Source organism: Escherichia sp. MOD1-EC6475, assembly GCF_003046645.1.
GTDB classification, from domain to species: Bacteria; Pseudomonadota; Gammaproteobacteria; order Enterobacterales; family Enterobacteriaceae; genus Escherichia; species Escherichia ruysiae.
This window is the reverse complement of record NZ_PZKQ01000048.1, coordinates 17764-36173: the sequence shown is the minus strand read 5'-3', so window position 1 is coordinate 36173 and position 18410 is coordinate 17764. Positions and strand designations below refer to the sequence as shown.

Below are 18410 nucleotides of genomic sequence, written 5' to 3'. Positions count from 1 at the left end.
AGTTATATATCCAACACTTACTCAGGTTTTGGGCAACGTTGTTCCTTCCAGCTGGCTACCGCCGCAATCCGGCGTCGGGTCAACTCTTCGCGAATCTCCACGCCTTTAAATCCCGCTTCAACGACCGCTTTTGTCGGTACTGACTGCGCCACTTCCCAGGCTTCGCGCAACCAGCGCCCTTGTGGGTAATCAGCCGCTTCAAAGCCGGTTCTGCCGCGCACGTCGGCCTCGCTGGTCAGCGCCAGTTGCTCGACACGCTGCGGTTTACGCCAGGCATCGATGGAATCAAACAATTTGACGATGGTTTTTGGGTTCAGCATTGGGAAGGTGTGGATGAGATCGTGAAACTCAGCCACCAGTCTGGCTAAATCGCGAATTTCATTTGGCACCCGCAGACGCTGACATAGTTGTTCCACTAACTTCACGCCCGCCGGACCGTGACCGTGATGACGCGGCCAAAGTTCTGGTGGAGTCAGCCCTTTACCGAGATCGTGGCATAACGTTGCGAAACGGACATCGACCTGCGGACTCAGCATCGCTGCCATGGAGAGCGTCATTAAGGTGTGAATACCCGTGTCGATTTCCGGGTGCCATTTCGCCGGAGCGGGGACACCAAACAACGCGTCGATCTCCGGGAATAAAACGCGTAGTGCGCCGCAATCACGCAATACCTGGAAGAAAACTTGCGGATTGCGTGTGGTGAGGGCGCTTTCAGTCTCTTTCCACACGCGTTCGGGCGTCAGGTGTTCGAGTTCGCCTGCATGAGTCATCTCACGCATCAGCGCCAGAGTTTCATCGGCAATACGAAAACCAAGGTGGGCATAACGCGCAGCAAAACGCGCTACGCGCAATACGCGTAGCGGATCTTCGCCAAAGGCGGGGGAAACATGGCGCAACAGACGATTTTGCAGATCGCCCAGGCCGTTGTACGGGTCGATAATCTTGCCGTTATCATCCTGAGCCAGTGCATTGATGGTCAGATCGCGACGCTTAAGATCATCTTCCAGTGTGACATCTGGCGCGGCATAACAGGTAAAACCGGTATAACCGGAGCCGGATTTCCGTTCGGTACGTGCCAGCGCATACTCTTCATGGGTTTGCGGATGCAGAAAAACAGGAAAATCGCGGCCTACCTGCTGGTAGCCCGCGTTGAGCATCTCCTGTGGCGTACTGCCGACCACCACCCAATCTCTGTCTTTGACCGGTAGCCCTAACAATGCATCCCGAACCGCACCACCGACCAGATAAATCTTCACGCCATCTTCCCTTCGTCAAATACACAATTCCTAATAATAAGACAGTGCAACGAAGAAGGCGATTTAGTTCATCCAGCGATCTTTACGTTTGCGCGTTGGGATCAGGTGCGGCAATACCAGACCGAGCAGCAAGCCAAGTCCCAGCACACCGCCGCCATACATAAACCACTGCATGATGATGGTGCGCTGTTTGTCATCCAGCTGAACGCTGGCGGCATCGACTTTTTTCTGCGCGACAATCAGTTCGTTTTTCAGCTTCTGATTTTCTTCTTTTAACCCGTTGATCACACTGTCGCTCTGCGCCACTTTTTGCTGCATTTCTGCGGTGCGCTGATTCCAGGTGTTATCGATATTGGTGAGCTTATCGGTCAGGGTTCTGACCTGATTTTCCAGATCTGGCACGCGGGAGCGCAGGCTTGGCTCAGTGCTCAGTTGTTTCAACGGGATCCAGGCGGTACGGCCGGAGCTGTCTTTCACCTGGGCATAATTGGTGTTGGCGTCAGTTTGTAATAATGTCACTTCTTCACCGGCGTTCACGGTGCCCACGAGGCGATAATGATCTCCCGGACCACTGCGAACCCAGGTGTTCAGTTCGTCAGAAACATAGCGTTTTTCTTCCGCGTGAGAGACGGCAGTGGCGCTAAGCGCGAGTAAAGTTAGTGCGATCAGGCGTAATTTTGGCATCAGGCTGTCGTTATTGTCATGGAAAGTGGAACGATAGTAGTGGCATCAGTGTTGCTGCGCAAAGCATTCGGTATCAATCGGAATCCTCTGTGTCAGGTTTTGCCACTGTCTCAAACTTTTACGCCCGTCAAAATGCTCGTTGCATGGCAATTTGGCGCAAAATACTATCTACTGACAAAAAAGATCGCATTTAGTTCGCCGTTCATCGTCACTTATGTGACATAACCGATAAGTAAAGGCCATGGCTCAGGAAATCGAATTAAAGTTTATTGTTAATCACAGTGCCGTTGAGGCGTTGCGTGACCATCTCAATACGCTGGGCGGCGAGCACCATGACCCCGTGCAGTTGCTGAATATTTACTACGAAACGCCGGATAACTGGCTGCGTGGGCACGACATGGGGCTGCGTATTCGTGGCGAAAACAGTCGCTATGAGATGACCATGAAAGTTGCCGGACGGGTAACGGGCGGATTGCACCAGCGCCCGGAATATAACGTGGCGTTGAGTGAACCGACGCTCGACCTGGCGCTGTTACCGACGGAAGTCTGGCCAAACGGTGAGTTACCTGCCGATCTCGCGTCTCGCGTGCAGCCGCTGTTCAGCACCAATTTTTATCGCGAAAAATGGCTGGTGGAGGTCGATGGCAGCCAGATTGAAATCGCTCTCGATCAGGGCGAGGTGAAAGCGGGTGAATTTGCTGAACCTATCTGTGAGCTGGAACTGGAGCTGCTTAGCGGTGAAACGCGCGCGGTGCTGAAACTGGCGAACCAACTGGTATCGCAAACCGGATTACGCCAGGGCAGCCTGAGTAAAGCGGCGCGTGGCTATCATCTGGCGCAGGGCAATCCCGCGCGTGAAATCAAACCCACCACCATTTTGCATGTTGCAGCAAAAGCCGATGTGGAACAGGGGCTGGAAGCGGCGCTGGAGCTGGCGTTAGCGCAATGGCAATATCATGAAGAGCTGTGGGTGCGCGGCAACGATGCGGCGAAAGAGCAGGTGCTGGCAGCCATCGGCCTTGTTCGCCATACGCTGATGCTGTTCGGTGGTATTGTGCCAAGGAAAGCGAGCACTCACTTACGTGACCTGTTGACCCAATGTGAAGCGACGATTGCTTCTGCGGTTTCTGGCGTGACGGCGGTCTACTCTACCGAAACGGCAATGGCGAAGCTGGCGTTGACCGAATGGCTGGTAAGCAAAGCCTGGCAGCCGTTTTTAGATGCCAAAGCACAGAGTAAAATGAGCGATTCCTTCAAACGCTTTGCCGATATCCATCTTTCCCGCCATGCCGCTGAACTGAAAAGCGTTTTCTGCCAGCCGTTGGGCGATCGCTACCGTGACCAGTTACCACGTCTGACGCGTGATATTGACTCAATACTGTTGCTGGCGGGTTACTACGATCTTCTCGTTGCGCAAGCCTGGCTGGAGAACTGGCAGGGACTGCGTCACGCCATTGCGACCGGGCAACGCATTGAAATTGAACATTTCCGTAATGAGGCAAACAATCAGGAACCGTTCTGGTTGCACAGCGGAAAACGTTAATCAGGCAAGGATAAAATCGCTTATGAAGCCGCTCTCTTCACCGTTACAGCAGTACTGGCAGACCGTTGTTGAGCGGCTGCCAGCGCCTTTAGCCGAGGAATCACTTAGCATACAGGCGAAGTCAGTACTTACTTTTAGTGATTTTGTGCAGGACAGCGTAATTGCGCATCCAGAGTGGCTAACGGAACTGGAAAGCCAGCCGCCGCAGGCCGACGAATGGCAGCATTACGCTGCATGGTTGCAGAAGGCGCTCAGTGATGTAAGCGATGAAGTCAGTTTAATGCGCGAGCTGCGTCTGTTCCGGCGGCGCATTATGGTGCGTATCGCCTGGGCGCAAACTCTGGCACTGGTTACTGAAGAGAGCATTTTGCAGCAACTCAGCCATCTGGCGGAGACGCTGATTGTCGCGGCGCGCGACTGGCTGTATGAAGCCTGCTGTCGCGAGTGGGGAACGCCGTGCAATACGCAGGGTGAAACGCAACCGTTGCTGATTTTAGGCATGGGCAAGCTGGGTGGCGGGGAACTGAATTTCTCCTCAGATATCGATCTGATTTTTGCCTGGCCGGAACATGGCTGTACGCAGGGCGGACGCCGCGAACTGGATAACGCTCAGTTCTTTACCCGCATGGGCCAGCGGCTGATTAAAGTGTTGGATCAACCAACGCAGGATGGCTTTGTCTATCGCGTGGATATGCGTCTGCGTCCGTTTGGCGAAAGCGGCCCGCTGGTGTTGAGCTTTGCGGCGCTGGAGGATTATTACCAGGAGCAGGGGCGCGACTGGGAGCGTTACGCGATGGTCAAGGCGCGGATTATGGGCGATAGCGATGGCGTCTATGCTAACGAATTGCGTTCGATGCTGCGTCCGTTTGTTTTCCGCCGTTACATCGATTTCAGCGTCATCCAGTCACTGCGCAACATGAAGGGAATGATTGCCCGTGAAGTGCGTCGTCGCGGCCTCACTGACAACATCAAACTTGGCGCGGGTGGCATTCGCGAAATTGAATTTATCGTCCAGGTGTTCCAGCTAATTCGCGGCGGACGTGAACCGTCGCTGCAATCACGCTCTTTACTGCCGACACTCAGCGCCATTGCCGCGCTGCATCTGCTTTCTGAAAATGATGCCGAACAATTGCGAGTGGCATATCTGTTCCTGCGGCGTCTGGAAAACCTGCTGCAAAGCATTAACGACGAACAAACCCAGACGCTTCCCGCCGATGAGCTTAACCGTGCGCGGCTGGCGTGGGCAATGGATTTCGCTGACTGGCCGCAACTGACCGGGGCACTGACCGGACATATGACAAATGTGCGTCGGGTGTTTAATGAACTGATTGGCGACGACGAAAGTGAAACTCAGGAAGAGTCGCTGTCGGAACAGTGGCGTGAGTTGTGGCAGGATGCGTTGCAGGAAGATGACACTACGCTGGTACTGGCGCATCTTAGCGAAGATGATCGCAAACAGGTGCTGACGCTGATTGCCGATTTCCGCAAAGAGCTGGATAAACGTACCATTGGGCCGCGCGGTCGCCAGGTGCTCGACCATCTGATGCCTCATCTACTGAGTGACGTTTGTGCGCGTGAAGATGCTGCTGTCACGCTGTCGCGCATTACCGCCTTGTTGGTGGGGATTGTTACTCGCACCACTTATCTTGAGTTGCTTAGTGAATTTCCGGCGGCACTTAAGCATTTGATTTCTCTGTGTGCCGCATCGCCGATGATTGCCAGCCAGCTGGCGCGTTATCCATTATTGCTGGATGAACTGCTCGATCCAAATACCCTCTACCAACCGACGGCGACCGACGCCTACCGTGATGAACTGCGCCAGTATTTGCTGCGCGTGCCGGAAGATGACGAAGAACAACAGCTTGAGGCGCTACGCCAGTTTAAACAGGCGCAACTGTTACGCATTGCGGCAGCGGATATCGCCGGTACGCTACCGGTGATGAAAGTGAGCGATCACTTAACCTGGCTGGCGGAAGCAATGATAGATGCTGTCGTTCAGCAGGCGTGGGTTCAAATGGTCGCCCGCTACGGTAAACCGAATCACTTAAACGAACGCGAAGGCCGTGGTTTTGCGGTGGTCGGCTACGGTAAGCTGGGCGGCTGGGAGTTAGGTTACAGTTCCGATCTTGACCTTATCTTCCTCCATGATTGCCCGATGGATGTGATGACCGACGGCGAGCGGGAAATCGACGGGCGGCAATTTTATCTGCGTCTGGCGCAACGCATTATGCATCTGTTCAGTACGCGTACTTCTTCCGGCATTTTGTATGAAGTGGATGCGCGGCTGCGTCCGTCCGGGGCTGCGGGAATGCTGGTGACATCCGCAGAAGCGTTTGCCGATTATCAGAAAAACGAGGCCTGGACGTGGGAACATCAGGCGCTGGTGCGTGCGCGGGTAGTGTACGGCGATCCACAATTGACCACGCACTTTGACGCAGTGCGACGGGAAATTATGATGCTGCCGCGTGAAAGTAAAACTCTGCAAACGGAAGTGCGGGAAATGCGTGAGAAAATGCGCGCTCATCTCGGCAATAAACATCGCGATCGCTTTGATATCAAAGCTGATGAAGGCGGAATTACCGATATCGAATTTATTACTCAATATCTGGTGTTGCGCTACGCTCATGAAAAACCGAAGTTAACACGCTGGTCAGACAACGTACGCATTCTGGAACTGCTGGCGCAAAACGACATTATGGAAGAGCAGGAAGCGATGGCGCTGACCCGTGCTTACACTACGCTGCGCGATGAACTTCATCATCTGGCGTTACAGGAATTACCGGGTCATGTGCCGGAGGAGTGCTTCACCGCAGAGCGTGAACTGGTGCGGGCAAGCTGGCAGAAGTGGCTGGTGGAGGAATGAAGTGTGATATTATCGCGCGCAAATTTTGAATCTCTCAGGAGACAGGAATGAAAGTAACGCTGCCAGAGTTTGAACGTGCAGGAGTGATGGTGGTTGGTGATGTGATGCTGGATCGTTACTGGTACGGTCCCACCAGCCGTATCTCGCCGGAAGCGCCGGTGCCCGTGGTTAAAGTCAATACCATTGAAGAACGTCCGGGCGGCGCAGCCAACGTGGCGATGAACATCGCTTCTCTTGGTGCTAACGCTCGCCTGGTCGGGCTGACTGGTATTGATGATGCGGCGCGCGCGCTGAGTAAATCACTGGCGGACGTCAACGTAAAATGCGACTTCGTTTCTGTGCCAACGCATCCGACCATCACCAAACTGCGGGTGCTTTCCCGCAACCAACAGCTGATCCGTCTGGATTTCGAGGAAGGTTTTGAAGGTGTTGATCCGCAGCCGCTGCATGAGCGGATTAATCAGGCGCTGAGTTCGATTGGCGCGTTGGTGCTTTCTGACTACGCGAAAGGTGCGCTGGCAAGCGTGCAGCAGATGATCCAACTGGCGCGTAAGGCGGGCGTTCCGGTGCTGATTGATCCAAAAGGCACCGATTTTGAACGTTACCGTGGCGCTACGCTGTTGACGCCGAATCTGTCAGAATTTGAAGCTGTTGTCGGTAAATGTAAGACCGAAGAAGAGATTGTTGAGCGCGGCATGAAACTGATTGCCGATTACGAACTCTCGGCTCTGTTGGTGACCCGCTCCGAACAAGGCATGACCCTGCTGCAACCGGGTAAAGCGCCGCTGCATATGCCAACTCAGGCGCAGGAAGTGTATGACGTTACCGGTGCGGGCGACACGGTAATTGGCGTACTGGCGGCAACGCTGGCGGCGGGTAATTCTCTGGAAGAAGCCTGCTTCTTTGCCAATGCGGCGGCTGGCGTAGTGGTCGGCAAACTGGGAACCTCCACGGTTTCTCCCATTGAGCTGGAAAACGCGGTGCGTGGACGTGCGGACACCGGCTTTGGTGTGATGACCGAAGAGGAGCTGAAGCTTGCTGTAGCGGCGGCGCGTAAACGCGGCGAAAAAGTGGTGATGACCAACGGTGTCTTCGACATCCTACATGCCGGGCACGTATCCTATCTGGCAAACGCCCGCAAACTGGGTGACCGCCTGATTGTCGCAGTGAACAGCGATGCTTCCACCAAACGCCTGAAAGGGGATTCTCGTCCGGTTAACCCGCTCGAACAGCGTATGATTGTGCTGGGCGCACTGGAAGCTGTCGACTGGGTGGTGTCGTTTGAAGAAGACACGCCGCAGCGCCTGATCGCCGGCATCTTGCCAGATCTGCTGGTGAAAGGCGGCGACTATAAACCGGAAGAGATCGCCGGGAGTGAAGAAGTCTGGGCCAACGGCGGTGAAGTGCTGGTGCTCAACTTTGAAGACGGTTGCTCGACGACCAACATCATCAAGAAGATCCAACAGGATAAAAAAGGCTAACCGGAAAGCGGTTCACAGATCTCGTTTCGTGCCAGGTAGACCTATTGACGCTGTTGTTTTTTCAACCTAAAGTAAAGGAACAAGGGTAAGGGAGGATTTCTCCCCCCTCTGATGAGTTGTTAGTAAGTCGGGAAACTTAACAGTAACAACACAACCAGTATGATGACGAACTTCATCATAACCCTTTCCTTCTATAAGGCCCCTTCCTCGGGAGGGGCTTTCCCGTTTCAGCCCCTTACTGACCCCCCGATTGTTGATGAGCGCCAGACCCCGCGCAATGCTTTCTCTGATGCAGTTTTACCTTCCCTGAGTCGACTCGCAAAACGCTGTAACAAGCTGATCATTTGCACTTTTTAGCGGAACGCAGATATAAAAAATCCCCGGCTTTTGGAGCCAGGGATGTGGGATGCAGAAACCTTCTTGACGCTGATTTTTTTTCAACATAAAGTAAAGGAACAAGGGTGAGGGAGGACTTCTCCCCCCTCTGATTGGCTGTTAGTAAGCGTGGAAACTTATCAGTAACAACACAATCAGTATGATGACGAACTTCATCATAACCCTTTCCTTATACAAGGCCCCTTCCTCGGGAGGGGCTTTCCCGTTTCAGCCCCTTGCTGACTCCCCGATTGTTGATGAGCGCCAGACCCCGTGCAATGCTTTCCCTGATGCAGTTTTAACTTCCCCGAGTCGACTCGCAAAACGCTGTAACAACCTGATCATTTGCACTTTTTAGCGGAACGCAGATATAAAAAATCCCCGGCTTTTGGAGCCAGGGATGTGGGATGCAGAAACCTTCTTGACGCTGATTTTTTTTCAACCTAAAGTAAAGGAACAAGGGTAAGGGAGGATTCCTCCCCCCTCTGATTGGCTGTTAATAAGCTGCGAAACTTACGAGTAACAACACAATCAGTATGATGACGAACTTCATCATAACCCTTTCCTTCTATAAGGCCCCTTCCTCGGGAGGGGCTTTCCCGTTTCAGCCCCTTGCTGACTCCCCGATTGTTGATGAGCATCAGACCCTGCGCAATGTTTTCCCTGATGCAGTTTTCTCTTCCCCGATTCGACTCGTAAAACGCTGCAACAACCTGATCATTTGCACTTTTTAGCTGAACGCAGATATAAAAAATCCCCGGCTTTTTGGGCCAAGGATGTGAATATAAGAAAATCTACTCTACGTTATCTGCGATGGGTATCGATGGAGTCAATGGTGAAGTCAATGCCGCCAACGAACCGCCTGAAACGCCGATTTCATTGAGGAGAGAGTCAATAAGCGGTGCTTGTGTGCGGTAAGAAAGGGCGGCTGATAACGCCTGTTCTGCCAGATTACCTCCACCAACGCAGCCTGATGTTGCATCACCCGTAGCGCCACCACGATTCAGACCATCGACCTGAATGATCTTAATACCGTCAATAGACTTCATTGGCTCAACGGATTTCTCAATTACTGCAGGAAGAGACTGCAACAGCGCCAGCTTGAACTTAAGGCTGGTTTGTTCGTCAGAAAGTACGTTGATAGCGTCGTTCAGTGCGCGTTGTGCTTCCGCTTCCGCCAAGCCTTTTTTACGTGTTGCCTCAGCTAACTCTACGATTGCTGCCGCCTGCATCTCTGCGGCTTCTTTTTCAGCTTTCGCGCGGACGGTCAGTTCGACCGCTTTGGTTTCCGCGTCTTGTGCTGCGGCAATCAGAGCAACCTGCTTGGCACGATCGGCTTCGGCGGTCTGACGTGTTGTTTCTACGTTTTGCTGGGCGCTTACCGCTTCTGCAAGTGCGAGGTTGGCACGCGCTTCCGCTTGTGACTGCTGTTCCGATTTGGCCGCAATAGCGATCGATTTCGTCTGGTTGGCGATTTCGGTGACCTGCTGCTGTTCGATCTCTTTAATGCGAACTTCGCGTTCAGCCTCAACTTTTCTTGAGCGCACGGCCTGTTCGCGGTCGATTTCTGTTTCTTGAATCTGCCGTTCAGCCAGAATACGCGTTTGCTCTGCCTCACGACGACGTTCAGCTTCAAAAGCCGCAATTTTCGCATTCTGCTCTGCGGTGCGGGTTTTAACCTGCTGCTCCTGCTCAAGTGTCATAAACGCTTCTTGCTGTTCAATCTCGAGCTTTCGCGACAGCGCATCACGGTTTTTCTCACGCACCGCAACTTCTACATCCTGTTCAACCTCGTTACGCTCGCGGCGACGGCGTTCTGTTTCCTGAGTCAGCTTGGTTAAACCTTCGGCGTCAAAGGCGTTGTTCGGATTGAAATGCTCTTTCGACGTCTGGTTAAAGTTGGTAAGTGACACGCTTTCCAGTTCCAGACCGTTTTTCGACAAGTCTTCTGCAACGGTATTTTGCACCCCCTGAACGAAGTTTTCGCGTGTATCCTGTAACTCATGCATGGTCATTTGTGCTGCGGTGGCACGCAGAGCATCGACGAATTTATCTTCGACCAGCATCCGCAAATCTTCCGGTGACAAGGTTCGTTGCCCCAACGTCTGAGCGGCGGTGGCGATGCCTTCTACCGACGGTTTTACCCGCACGAAGAAAGCGACCACGACATCGACACGCATACGATCTTTTGTAATCAAACTATCAATCGTCGAGCGACTAACTTCCAGTTTTAATGTATTCATATTGATAGGGATTATTTCATGGAAGATCGGCATAACAATTGCGCCGCCACTCATAACCACTTTTTGTCCGCCTAATCCGGTACGGACAAATGCCTGCTCAGCAGATGCCCGACGATAAAGCCGCGCGAAAATAATACCGATAATAAATAGAACGCATACGGCAACAATCGCCATAAACATCCAGGAAGGCACTAAGTTAACAATATCATCCATTATTAAATTTCCTTTTAATTAAATACTTATAATATATTTGGCCAGGGATTTTTTTTCAGCCAAATACCGCGTTGGAGAAAGTCGGCAAATAATTAATACCTCGTCACCTTTATTAAAAAATTTCCCTTCTTCGGGTTCCAGTAATAAATAGTGTGTTTGACCGAATTGATCGGTGAGTTTTCCTTCACAGGGGTTACCTGAAGTCGCCTGATGACCGGTAATTAATGCCATGCAGCCAATATATTCTTCTTCGGTAATAGCAGAGCTATGGTCACGTGGAACCCAGGGGGCAATTATCTTACCGGTATAATGCACCATGATAATTGAGAGCAGTAAACTGACAGGAACAACGAACAGATTCGAGAGTGGGGCTTGCCAGAGCAAGATGCAGGCGTGTTGTAGCAAAACACCAAGCAGCCCAAAGAAACCGGCTAGCAGGCAGAGGATGACGAGGGCTGGCAACCTTCCGATATTGAGATAATGAAGCGCCTGACTAATATTACCTGTGGTTATGGAATCGTAATGATCAAGATGTGCATCAAGAGCGCCGGATAGCATATGGCCACAGATAATGGCAATAATTTCCAACAGACCGATTAATAGTACAAAGGAAATAGCGAAAAGATAAGGTGCGTTATAGTCGGCAAATAAAATCATCAGTCACTCCATCGTCCATTCAGTGACGCATTGTTTATTATGGTATGGTTTCCTTGCTTACATTTATCTTGGCTAATAATAACACATGTTAGTGAGTTCTTAAAAGGAGAAGTCCTTTAATGTTGTTTTTTATTTTTTGAAAAAGTGTGATCCTAAACAATATATTTACGCACGTTATGTTTAAAGGCACTACACTGATTAGGGAATACTGAAATCAGAAAAAGCATATAGCCTTAAAAGGTATGCGATAACCGGAGGATGTGCTTATGGATCATAGTCTTAATTCTTTAAATAATTTCGATTTCCTGGCGCGTAGTTTTGCCAGAATGCATTCTGAAGGCCGCCCGGTCGATATTCTGGCCGTCACCGGTAATATGGATGAAGAACATCGGACCTGGTTTTGCGCCCGCTATGCCTGGTATTGCCAGCGGATGACACAGTCAAAAGAACTGGAATTAGAACATTGATATTACGGGCCATTTGGCCCGTTTTTGTGTTGCTTTATTCTGCTTTATTAACGGGTGGGATGGCTGGAGGAGACTGAACTTCTGCTACCGGATTATTGCGTGCTTCCAATTCACTGATGCGCTGTTCCAGTAACGCCAGTTTCTCACGGGTCCGTAACAGAACCTGCGTCTGAACGTCGAATTCTTCACGGCTCACAAGATCGAGACGCGTCAACTGCGCCTGCAGGGTTTGGCGGATTTTTTTCTCCACATCTTCCCCGAACTCCCTGATTCCTTTAGGCATTGATTCGTGAACCTGGCGAGCAATTTGCTCAATTTTTTTCGGGTCAATCATTGTAGTTTCCCTGTACTGATAGGTGTTTAGTGCCATTGTAGTGCGATAAGGGTAAGTCATAAACCAGAATTATGTGAACCTGTGCGTTGCCGCCGCTAATCATTAGCGTTATAGTGAATCCGCTTATTCTCAGGGCGGGGCGAAATTCCCCACCGGCGGTAAATCAACTTAGTTGAAAGCCCGCGAGCGCTTTGGGTGCAAACTCAAAGGACAGCAGATCCGGTGTAATTCCGGGGCCGACGGTTAGAGTCCGGATGGGAGAGAGTAACGATTCTGTCGGGCATGGACCCGCTCACGTTATTTTGGCTATATGCCGCCACTCCTAAGACTGCCCTGATTCTGGTAACCATAATTTTAGTGAGGTTTTTTTACCATGAATCAGACGCTACTTTCCTCTTTTGGTACGCCTTTCGAACGTGTTGAAAATGCACTGGCTGCGCTGCGTGAAGGACGCGGTGTAATGGTGCTTGATGATGAAGACCGTGAAAACGAAGGCGATATGATCTTCCCGGCAGAAACGATGACCGTTGAGCAGATGGCGCTGACCATTCGCCACGGTAGCGGTATTGTTTGCCTGTGCATCACTGAAGATCGCCGTAAACAACTCGATCTGCCAATGATGGTAGAAAATAACACTAGCGCCTATGGCACCGGTTTTACCGTGACCATTGAGGCTGCTGAAGGTGTGACTACCGGTGTTTCTGCCGCTGATCGTATTACAACCGTTCGTGCTGCTATTGCCGATGGCGCGAAACCGTCAGATCTGAATCGTCCGGGCCACGTTTTCCCACTGCGCGCACAGGCGGGTGGTGTACTGACTCGCGGTGGTCATACTGAAGCGACCATTGATCTGATGACGCTGGCAGGGTTTAAACCGGCAGGTGTACTGTGTGAGCTGACTAATGACGATGGCACCATGGCGCGTGCGCCAGAGTGCATTGAGTTTTCGAATAAACACAATATGGCACTGGTTACTATCGAAGATCTGGTGGCTTATCGTCAGGCGCACGAGCGTAAAGCCAGTTAATAGCCTGTATATTTTGAATATAGAAAAGCCGGGCATCTGGACTGACCCCGGCTTTTTTGCTATTTAGTGATAGTTTATTTTTACAATCAAGTCTTTCTGGAAGGGGCCGAATCTAAGCGATTCGCCAGGTTTTTGTGTTAATTCCGCCAGATAGTCATGGGTCGCCGTGGTGGAAGATTGCCCCGGTACATAAGTGGTAAATATTTTATACTGGTTAAATACTACGGAATCCTTCGTTTTTTGGTCGATGATGTTCATCAACAGACCATTTCCCATTTCCAGATGGGTATCGTCGTAGAGTGTGTCACTTGTATAGAAACTGGTTGCAACGTCAAATTGTTCGCTGCAATCAGCAGTGGCATCTTTTATTGTTGAAACACTAAAAGCTGCTTTGGGGGGAAATGTTGAGAAAGAGTTTGCAGCGATTTGCCCAAAGTTGACTATCTGGCTTTCTGGATAAATGCGCATAGTTACGCCGCAATCAAGAAATGAAATATTATCGAGACCTGTAATATTCACATGGAGGTTTTTTGCTTTGGGACTAGTATTTGCACCTTGTCCACCATCAAATTGCAACACGTTTACATCACCAAAGTCCCAACTGAGGCCCTCTGTAGAAGGGGGAAATTGAGCGAGTTTTACATACAGGCGGAAACGAGCATTGAACTCGTTATTTTTCTGATATGTGCTGCCATTACAAGCTTTAGTTGTATATTGATCCCCCGTTGAATTCTTTCGATCCAGACACACTCCCGTATCTATGCTCTGACCATTTCCTTCATAGTCCTGACCGTTATAAGTCACACCAAATATTAAATACGGGTTGTTCAGAACGATGGGATCATTAAACTCTGCCAATTTGATCCAGGCATGAATATTTTCTGTGGGGGCAGCAGATGACCAGTTACCTGCATTGTTGCAAAAGACGTGGACAGCGATATCGTCACTTTCCCAAATTTTCTGACCCAGAATGGCATTTTGAGGAATTCTGAAGGAGGGCATCTCCTTTTCGATAAGCGTAGGACCTTTGTTTTTATCCTGATAGCAATCTACAGCATAAGAAGAAACGTTAAAAAACAAACACAGAATAGCTAACAGCCTAAAAAGCGTAATCATAATTTTCCCTTTCTGGCTGATGTGCTTTGACACAGAGACTGGACGGAGTTGCACTCAACTTTAAACATTTCCAGACCACCATAGTCGCCAACAAAACCGAGCAGGAATGTGGCTGGCAGGTTGTTCAGGTGCTGAGTCGCTGTTGCAAACGGTGCTACCATAATGCTGTCTGCCCCAGGCATTAATGTTTTTCCGTTAGTGCCTATATAACCAACAGTAATATGATAAGGCGTTGGATTATTGAGCGTGAGTCCTGTCGCAGTACGGCTTACCGTGACTTTTTGCAGAGGCACCATTTGCCCCTCTTTTAATTCAATGGATTTTGGACGCCAGAATAATTTCAGGCGGCTTTGCATCGCGATCTGCATTACATTCTGTTCTTTGGCACGAGGCGGAATTTCCCGGACGTTATAGTAGAACAAGGTTTCCCTGTCTTGTGGTAAGTTATTGAGCGATGCCAGTGCCATCAGACGAATTTGCACCTGTTCATCTGCTTCGATACGCTCCATCGGCGGCAGTGTTGAAATATAGTCGCGTGTTTTTTTGCCGCTGGCATCTTCAATCCATGACTGCGCCAGATAAGGTTCAGTTTTGCTTTGATTGGTCAGACGAACTGTCGCACTTTTACTGGAAGCATTAAAAATAATGCGCGTCCTGTCCGGTGAAACCGTGGCCTGGGCAAAACAACTTATCACCAGTAAACAAATCATTCCCGTTGTGATTATTGGCATTTTCATTTCATTCATCCTGAATTAATTGACTTTTTTACACGGTAAAATAATAGCGTTTTCGCTGATATTACTTTTATTGGGCGGAGTCATTTCGCACATGTTATCCCCCCATGTTAAACGCAATGTACTATTTTCCTGAATTCCGCTGAGATAAACGAAGCCATCTTCTGCAACCAGGCCCACATCTTTACCTGATGCTTTATCCGTTACGCTTACTCCCAGTGGCGGGAAACGGCCATTTTCCATGCGGATCACTCCGACGATCTGATATCCGGTGCTGGCATTCAGTTTCGCGTAACCGATCGCGCCCTCAGTGAGCGTGGTGCGAATGACTGAGTTTTCAACATCCACACCTTCGGGCAATTCGTTGTTATTCACTCTTAGCATGGCGGTGGTGTAGTTCGATAAAGAAGGAACAACAGCAACGCCCATCCCGTTGGTCACGGTACGGTTAGAGTTAATCTCAACGCCAGCAATGCCGTCTGTATCCACCATCATGCGGGCATTATCACCGTAGCTATAATCATGAAGCGCAACACCGTGACGCGTGGCTGTCAGAGAGCCGTACCAGCCAGCAGTGATTGAGTTGTATTGATTTGGTTGCATACTACCGTTGATATTCAGGCGTCCCCACGGAGAATAGTGCTGATAACTTCCGCGCAGTGTTGGCTCTCCATCGCGGATATTGTCGTCTGTTGCCGATGCTGAAATATTCCAGGTATTGTTACGATCTGATGTGTCATACCAGGAGATCATTTGCGAGGTATTACTGTCACCGGTACGTTGCATACTGTATGAGATATTACGATTTTGCTGTAAAGGCAGAGAGAATGAGAAATAATACTGATTCTCTTCGTCGTCATCCCAACGAATCCGGCTTATTGCCAGCGAAGCGGAGATCCCTCTGAAATCACCAATATCAAAATTTCTGCTCAAAGACAGGGAGTAATTGGTATTACTTTCACGGTCCCAGTAGGTATTACGTGTAATATTGAGATAAGAGTTCAGCTCCAGCGCAGCAAAGTACTGGTTCAGCGAAATTACATAGCTCTCTTTTTCATTATCGACGGTTTCATCACCGTTGCGCGAGGCGAGATACTCGCTCATCGACACATAATCTTTATCAGAGAAACGATAACCCGCGAAGGTAATCTGGCTCCCAGTTGATTCGAAATGTTTTGCGTAGTTAAACCGATAACTATAGCCGCGTAATTTATCGCTATTCTGTTGTTGCAGAGAGGCTTCTGCGCCGGTGACATCGAATGAAAGCGAGCCGAACTGATTAAGGTTAAAACCTACACCGGTAGTAATCGCCTGATAATCATCAGCCGTAAACATGCCGCCGCCATAGAGAGAGACGTTATTCAGCCATCCCCATGAGGCTTCCGTCGTCCAGAAGAATGGGTTATTGATATCGTTATGCCCAACGGAGGTTGGTTTCCCAAGTGACATTTTATAGCGCACTTGCCCTTTACGGGTTAAATAAGGGATAGAAGCAGCGCCGACTTGAAAGGTGTTGGTGCGACCATCTTCTTCTTCTACAGTGACATCCAGTTGCCCCTGGAGCGATTGCCCCAAATCAGAAATGGTAAATGGCCCTGGTGAAACGGTAGTTTGATAAAGGACTCGACCATTTTGTGCAACGGTGACTTTGGCGTTAGTCTGCGCGATACCGGTAATTTGCGGGGCGTAACCCTGTAAATCGGGTGGCAACATACTTTCGTCACTTTCTAAGGATGCTCCAGTAAAGTGGAATGTATCGTAAAGATTGGAACTCAGATCGTATTGCCCCATGGTAAATTTTGATGACCATGTGGGGATAGGACGGAACAAATAGGTGCGCGCAAAGTCGCCGTCGTGGCTAACGGAACGGCCTTCAGTAAGATTCTGATTATATTGATAATCACTGCGTAAACGCCATGCGCCGAGGTTGAAACCTAATGTGCCGTAGGAACTGATATTTTGGGTGCTGTTGCCGTGATGTGGCGCATACTGGCTGGCGTACAGGTTGTAGTCGAGAATAAACCCTGCGATACCGTCATCCCAGAATTCGGGGGGAGTCCAGTTTTTGGCCTGATATTTGAGCCATGCCTGAGGAACACTGAGTGATAACATCATTGTTGACTTATCGAGGCGTGTTATTAATTCTGGTTTTAGGCTTAAATCAAGGCAGTCAGTGCTTTGTATTGTTTGTAAGGTTTCAATGAATTCTTCATTCAGGCCAAAGTTAGTTAAATGCTCTTTCGTCAGGCACAGTAACGAACCGCTTTCTGTATCTGCTTTTACCCAGTCCAGCGTCGACGCTTGCGGTAATATATTTTTATTGATCTGCACGCGAACAAGATATTTGCCTGGAGTGATATATCCTTTTTTCTCGAATCGGGAGAGATCGATATTTGCACGATCTTCAACGTCAATCATATCAACGTTGAATTCTACCGCTTGTGTCGGAAAAACTAATAACAGTGAGCATACAACACCAGAAAGGACATTTTTTATTGAGAGAGATAATTTATCCCGACTAAACGTGTTTTTAGTTTGCATAAAAATCCATTTTTACAATGTCCCAAACAGCCGATGAAACTTCATCGGCTTGATTTTCTGGCGTTATCTATGAGTATTATTATTTGTAGTCGAGGACATAGTTTGTCTGCGCCTGGACGTTACCTGGTGTTGCATTTTTAGCCAGGGATTCCATGCGAGCTTTGAAGTTCAGCTCCTGGAATGAGTTGGTGGTGGGGAAATTGATGGTGACTGGAGTACCCAGGGTCACATTAGTGTTGTCAGATTTTATCAGGCGAACACCAACACCCGATGCACTACCGATGTTGCCATCAAGGGTGTTTTTCAGCAGGCTGGAGTCAGTGGTATCAACGCTGGCAGAACTGAAGGTAATTTTGACTTTATCGACAGTATTTGTGCCATTAGACAAAATGCAGTCCTGCAGATGAATGGTGACATCTACCGGCAGAGATTTTTGTCCACTGTTCAATACAGTGCTGGCAACTTCACCAAGGTTGATGGTTTGATCTTCATCACCAGGCGCGATAGAACATGGTGCATCGATAACTTCACCTTTAAAAGTGATTTTACCTGACCCCTGATTTGTATCATCAGCAAGAGCGTTAAAAGCGACACCAGAAATTAACGTAGCCGCGAATGCAGACAGAAGGGTTTTCTTTAACATGAGTATAATCCTTTACAAATAGGAAGTATGAAATATGAGAGAAAATATATTTTTTGAATGAAATATTAATTTCAGTAAAATGTTATCACGTGGCTAAATGCAAGTCTTGTTATGTTTTTTTAAATTAACTTTAAGAAAAACTTAAACAATAAATAAAGAAAATGAATTTGCTATTACATCAATCAAAATAAATAAAATTAATTGATGTGGTGAATGTTGTTTTGAGTGAACAG

The 18410-nt window shown here is 49.4% G+C and carries 16 protein-coding genes, 1 pseudogene and 1 riboswitch; of the genes and pseudogenes, 5 read left to right on the top strand and 12 right to left on the bottom strand.

Annotated features, from left to right (window positions below; translation table 11 throughout):
* Nucleotides 1-17 precede the first annotated feature (17 nt).
* The gene (cca, locus tag A7589_RS15860; RefSeq protein WP_000708520.1) at nt 18-1256 is read right to left on the bottom strand and encodes a fused tRNA nucleotidyltransferase/2',3'-cyclic phosphodiesterase/2' nucleotidase/phosphatase Cca; all 1239 of its coding nucleotides are present in this window, start codon (nt 1254-1256) and stop codon (nt 18-20) included.
* Between the two features lie 63 nt (nt 1257-1319).
* Complete coding sequence (locus tag A7589_RS15855; RefSeq protein WP_001125317.1) at nt 1320-1940, bottom strand: TIGR04211 family SH3 domain-containing protein; 621 nt, start codon at nt 1938-1940, stop codon at nt 1320-1322.
* 241 nt (nt 1941-2181) lie between these two features.
* Between A7589_RS15855 and ygiF the strand changes: the two genes are divergently transcribed.
* From ygiF to hldE, 3 genes are read left to right on the top strand one after another with little or no spacing between them, the layout of a single operon-like run.
* Nucleotides 2182-3483: an inorganic triphosphatase gene (gene ygiF, locus A7589_RS15845; RefSeq protein WP_108188915.1), complete on the top strand. Its 1302-nt coding sequence runs from the start codon at nt 2182-2184 to the stop codon at nt 3481-3483.
* 22 nt (nt 3484-3505) lie between these two features.
* Nucleotides 3506-6346, top strand: a complete 2841-nt coding sequence (gene glnE, locus A7589_RS15840) for a bifunctional [glutamate--ammonia ligase]-adenylyl-L-tyrosine phosphorylase/[glutamate--ammonia-ligase] adenylyltransferase (RefSeq protein WP_010354139.1) — start codon at nt 3506-3508, stop codon at nt 6344-6346.
* A gap of 47 nt (nt 6347-6393) precedes the next feature.
* Entirely contained in the window at nt 6394-7827 is a 1434-nt protein-coding gene (gene hldE / locus A7589_RS15835) for a bifunctional D-glycero-beta-D-manno-heptose-7-phosphate kinase/D-glycero-beta-D-manno-heptose 1-phosphate adenylyltransferase HldE (protein ID WP_000869188.1), read from the top strand.
* 119 nt (nt 7828-7946) lie between these two features.
* Here hldE and ibsE read toward each other — a convergent pair whose 3' ends face one another.
* The 5 genes and pseudogenes from ibsE to A7589_RS15800 form a co-directional block, all read right to left on the bottom strand.
* Nucleotides 7947-8006, bottom strand: coding sequence for a type I toxin-antitoxin system Ibs family toxin (gene ibsE / locus A7589_RS15830; RefSeq protein ID WP_001387082.1), 60 nt, complete (start codon nt 8004-8006; stop codon nt 7947-7949).
* Between the two features lie 316 nt (nt 8007-8322).
* Complete coding sequence (locus A7589_RS15825; RefSeq protein ID WP_100733770.1) at nt 8323-8382, bottom strand: type I toxin-antitoxin system Ibs family toxin; 60 nt, start codon at nt 8380-8382, stop codon at nt 8323-8325.
* 316 nt (nt 8383-8698) lie between these two features.
* The gene (locus A7589_RS15815) at nt 8699-8758 is read right to left on the bottom strand and encodes a type I toxin-antitoxin system Ibs family toxin (protein ID WP_105271347.1); all 60 of its coding nucleotides are present in this window, start codon (nt 8756-8758) and stop codon (nt 8699-8701) included.
* Nucleotides 8759-8996: 238 nt separating this feature from the next.
* Nucleotides 8997-10658: a flotillin family protein gene (locus A7589_RS15805; protein WP_000341010.1), complete on the bottom strand. Its 1662-nt coding sequence runs from the start codon at nt 10656-10658 to the stop codon at nt 8997-8999.
* A gap of 26 nt (nt 10659-10684) precedes the next feature.
* Nucleotides 10685-11315: pseudogene (locus tag A7589_RS15800) on the bottom strand (OB-fold-containig protein).
* Between the two features lie 266 nt (nt 11316-11581).
* On the opposite strand from A7589_RS15800, the gene glgS reads away from it, so the two are divergent.
* Entirely contained in the window at nt 11582-11782 is a 201-nt protein-coding gene (glgS, locus tag A7589_RS15795; protein ID WP_010348753.1) for a cell surface composition regulator GlgS, read from the top strand.
* A 34-nt stretch (nt 11783-11816) separates the two neighbouring features.
* Here the strand turns inward: glgS and ubiK are convergent, their stop codons facing one another.
* Nucleotides 11817-12116 (bottom strand): ubiquinone biosynthesis accessory factor UbiK, encoded by a 300-nt coding sequence (ubiK, locus tag A7589_RS15790; protein ID WP_010356729.1) that lies wholly within the window; start codon nt 12114-12116, stop codon nt 11817-11819.
* A 121-nt stretch (nt 12117-12237) separates the two neighbouring features.
* Nucleotides 12238-12386: riboswitch (FMN riboswitch) on the top strand.
* Between the two features lie 103 nt (nt 12387-12489).
* On the opposite strand from ubiK, the gene ribB reads away from it, so the two are divergent.
* On the top strand, nt 12490-13143 hold the full coding sequence (gene ribB, locus A7589_RS15785) for a 3,4-dihydroxy-2-butanone-4-phosphate synthase (RefSeq protein WP_001077001.1): 654 nt from the start codon (nt 12490-12492) through the stop codon (nt 13141-13143).
* Between the two features lie 63 nt (nt 13144-13206).
* On the opposite strand, the gene A7589_RS15780 is transcribed toward ribB, so the two are convergent.
* The 4 genes from A7589_RS15780 to A7589_RS15765 all read right to left on the bottom strand — a co-directional run bounded on the left by A7589_RS15780 (nt 13207) and on the right by A7589_RS15765 (nt 18177).
* On the bottom strand, nt 13207-14259 hold the full coding sequence (locus tag A7589_RS15780; protein ID WP_000631278.1) for a hypothetical protein: 1053 nt from the start codon (nt 14257-14259) through the stop codon (nt 13207-13209).
* The gene (locus A7589_RS15775) at nt 14256-14996 is read right to left on the bottom strand and encodes a fimbrial biogenesis chaperone (RefSeq protein ID WP_010356734.1); all 741 of its coding nucleotides are present in this window, start codon (nt 14994-14996) and stop codon (nt 14256-14258) included. Before A7589_RS15775 ends, A7589_RS15780 begins: the two co-directional genes overlap by 4 nt.
* 15 nt (nt 14997-15011) lie before the next feature.
* Nucleotides 15012-17534: a fimbria/pilus outer membrane usher protein gene (locus tag A7589_RS15770; RefSeq protein ID WP_001193617.1), complete on the bottom strand. Its 2523-nt coding sequence runs from the start codon at nt 17532-17534 to the stop codon at nt 15012-15014.
* 79 nt (nt 17535-17613) lie between these two features.
* Nucleotides 17614-18177, bottom strand: a complete 564-nt coding sequence (locus tag A7589_RS15765) for a fimbrial-like protein (RefSeq protein ID WP_108188913.1) — start codon at nt 18175-18177, stop codon at nt 17614-17616.
* Between the last annotated feature and the right edge of the window lie 233 nt (nt 18178-18410).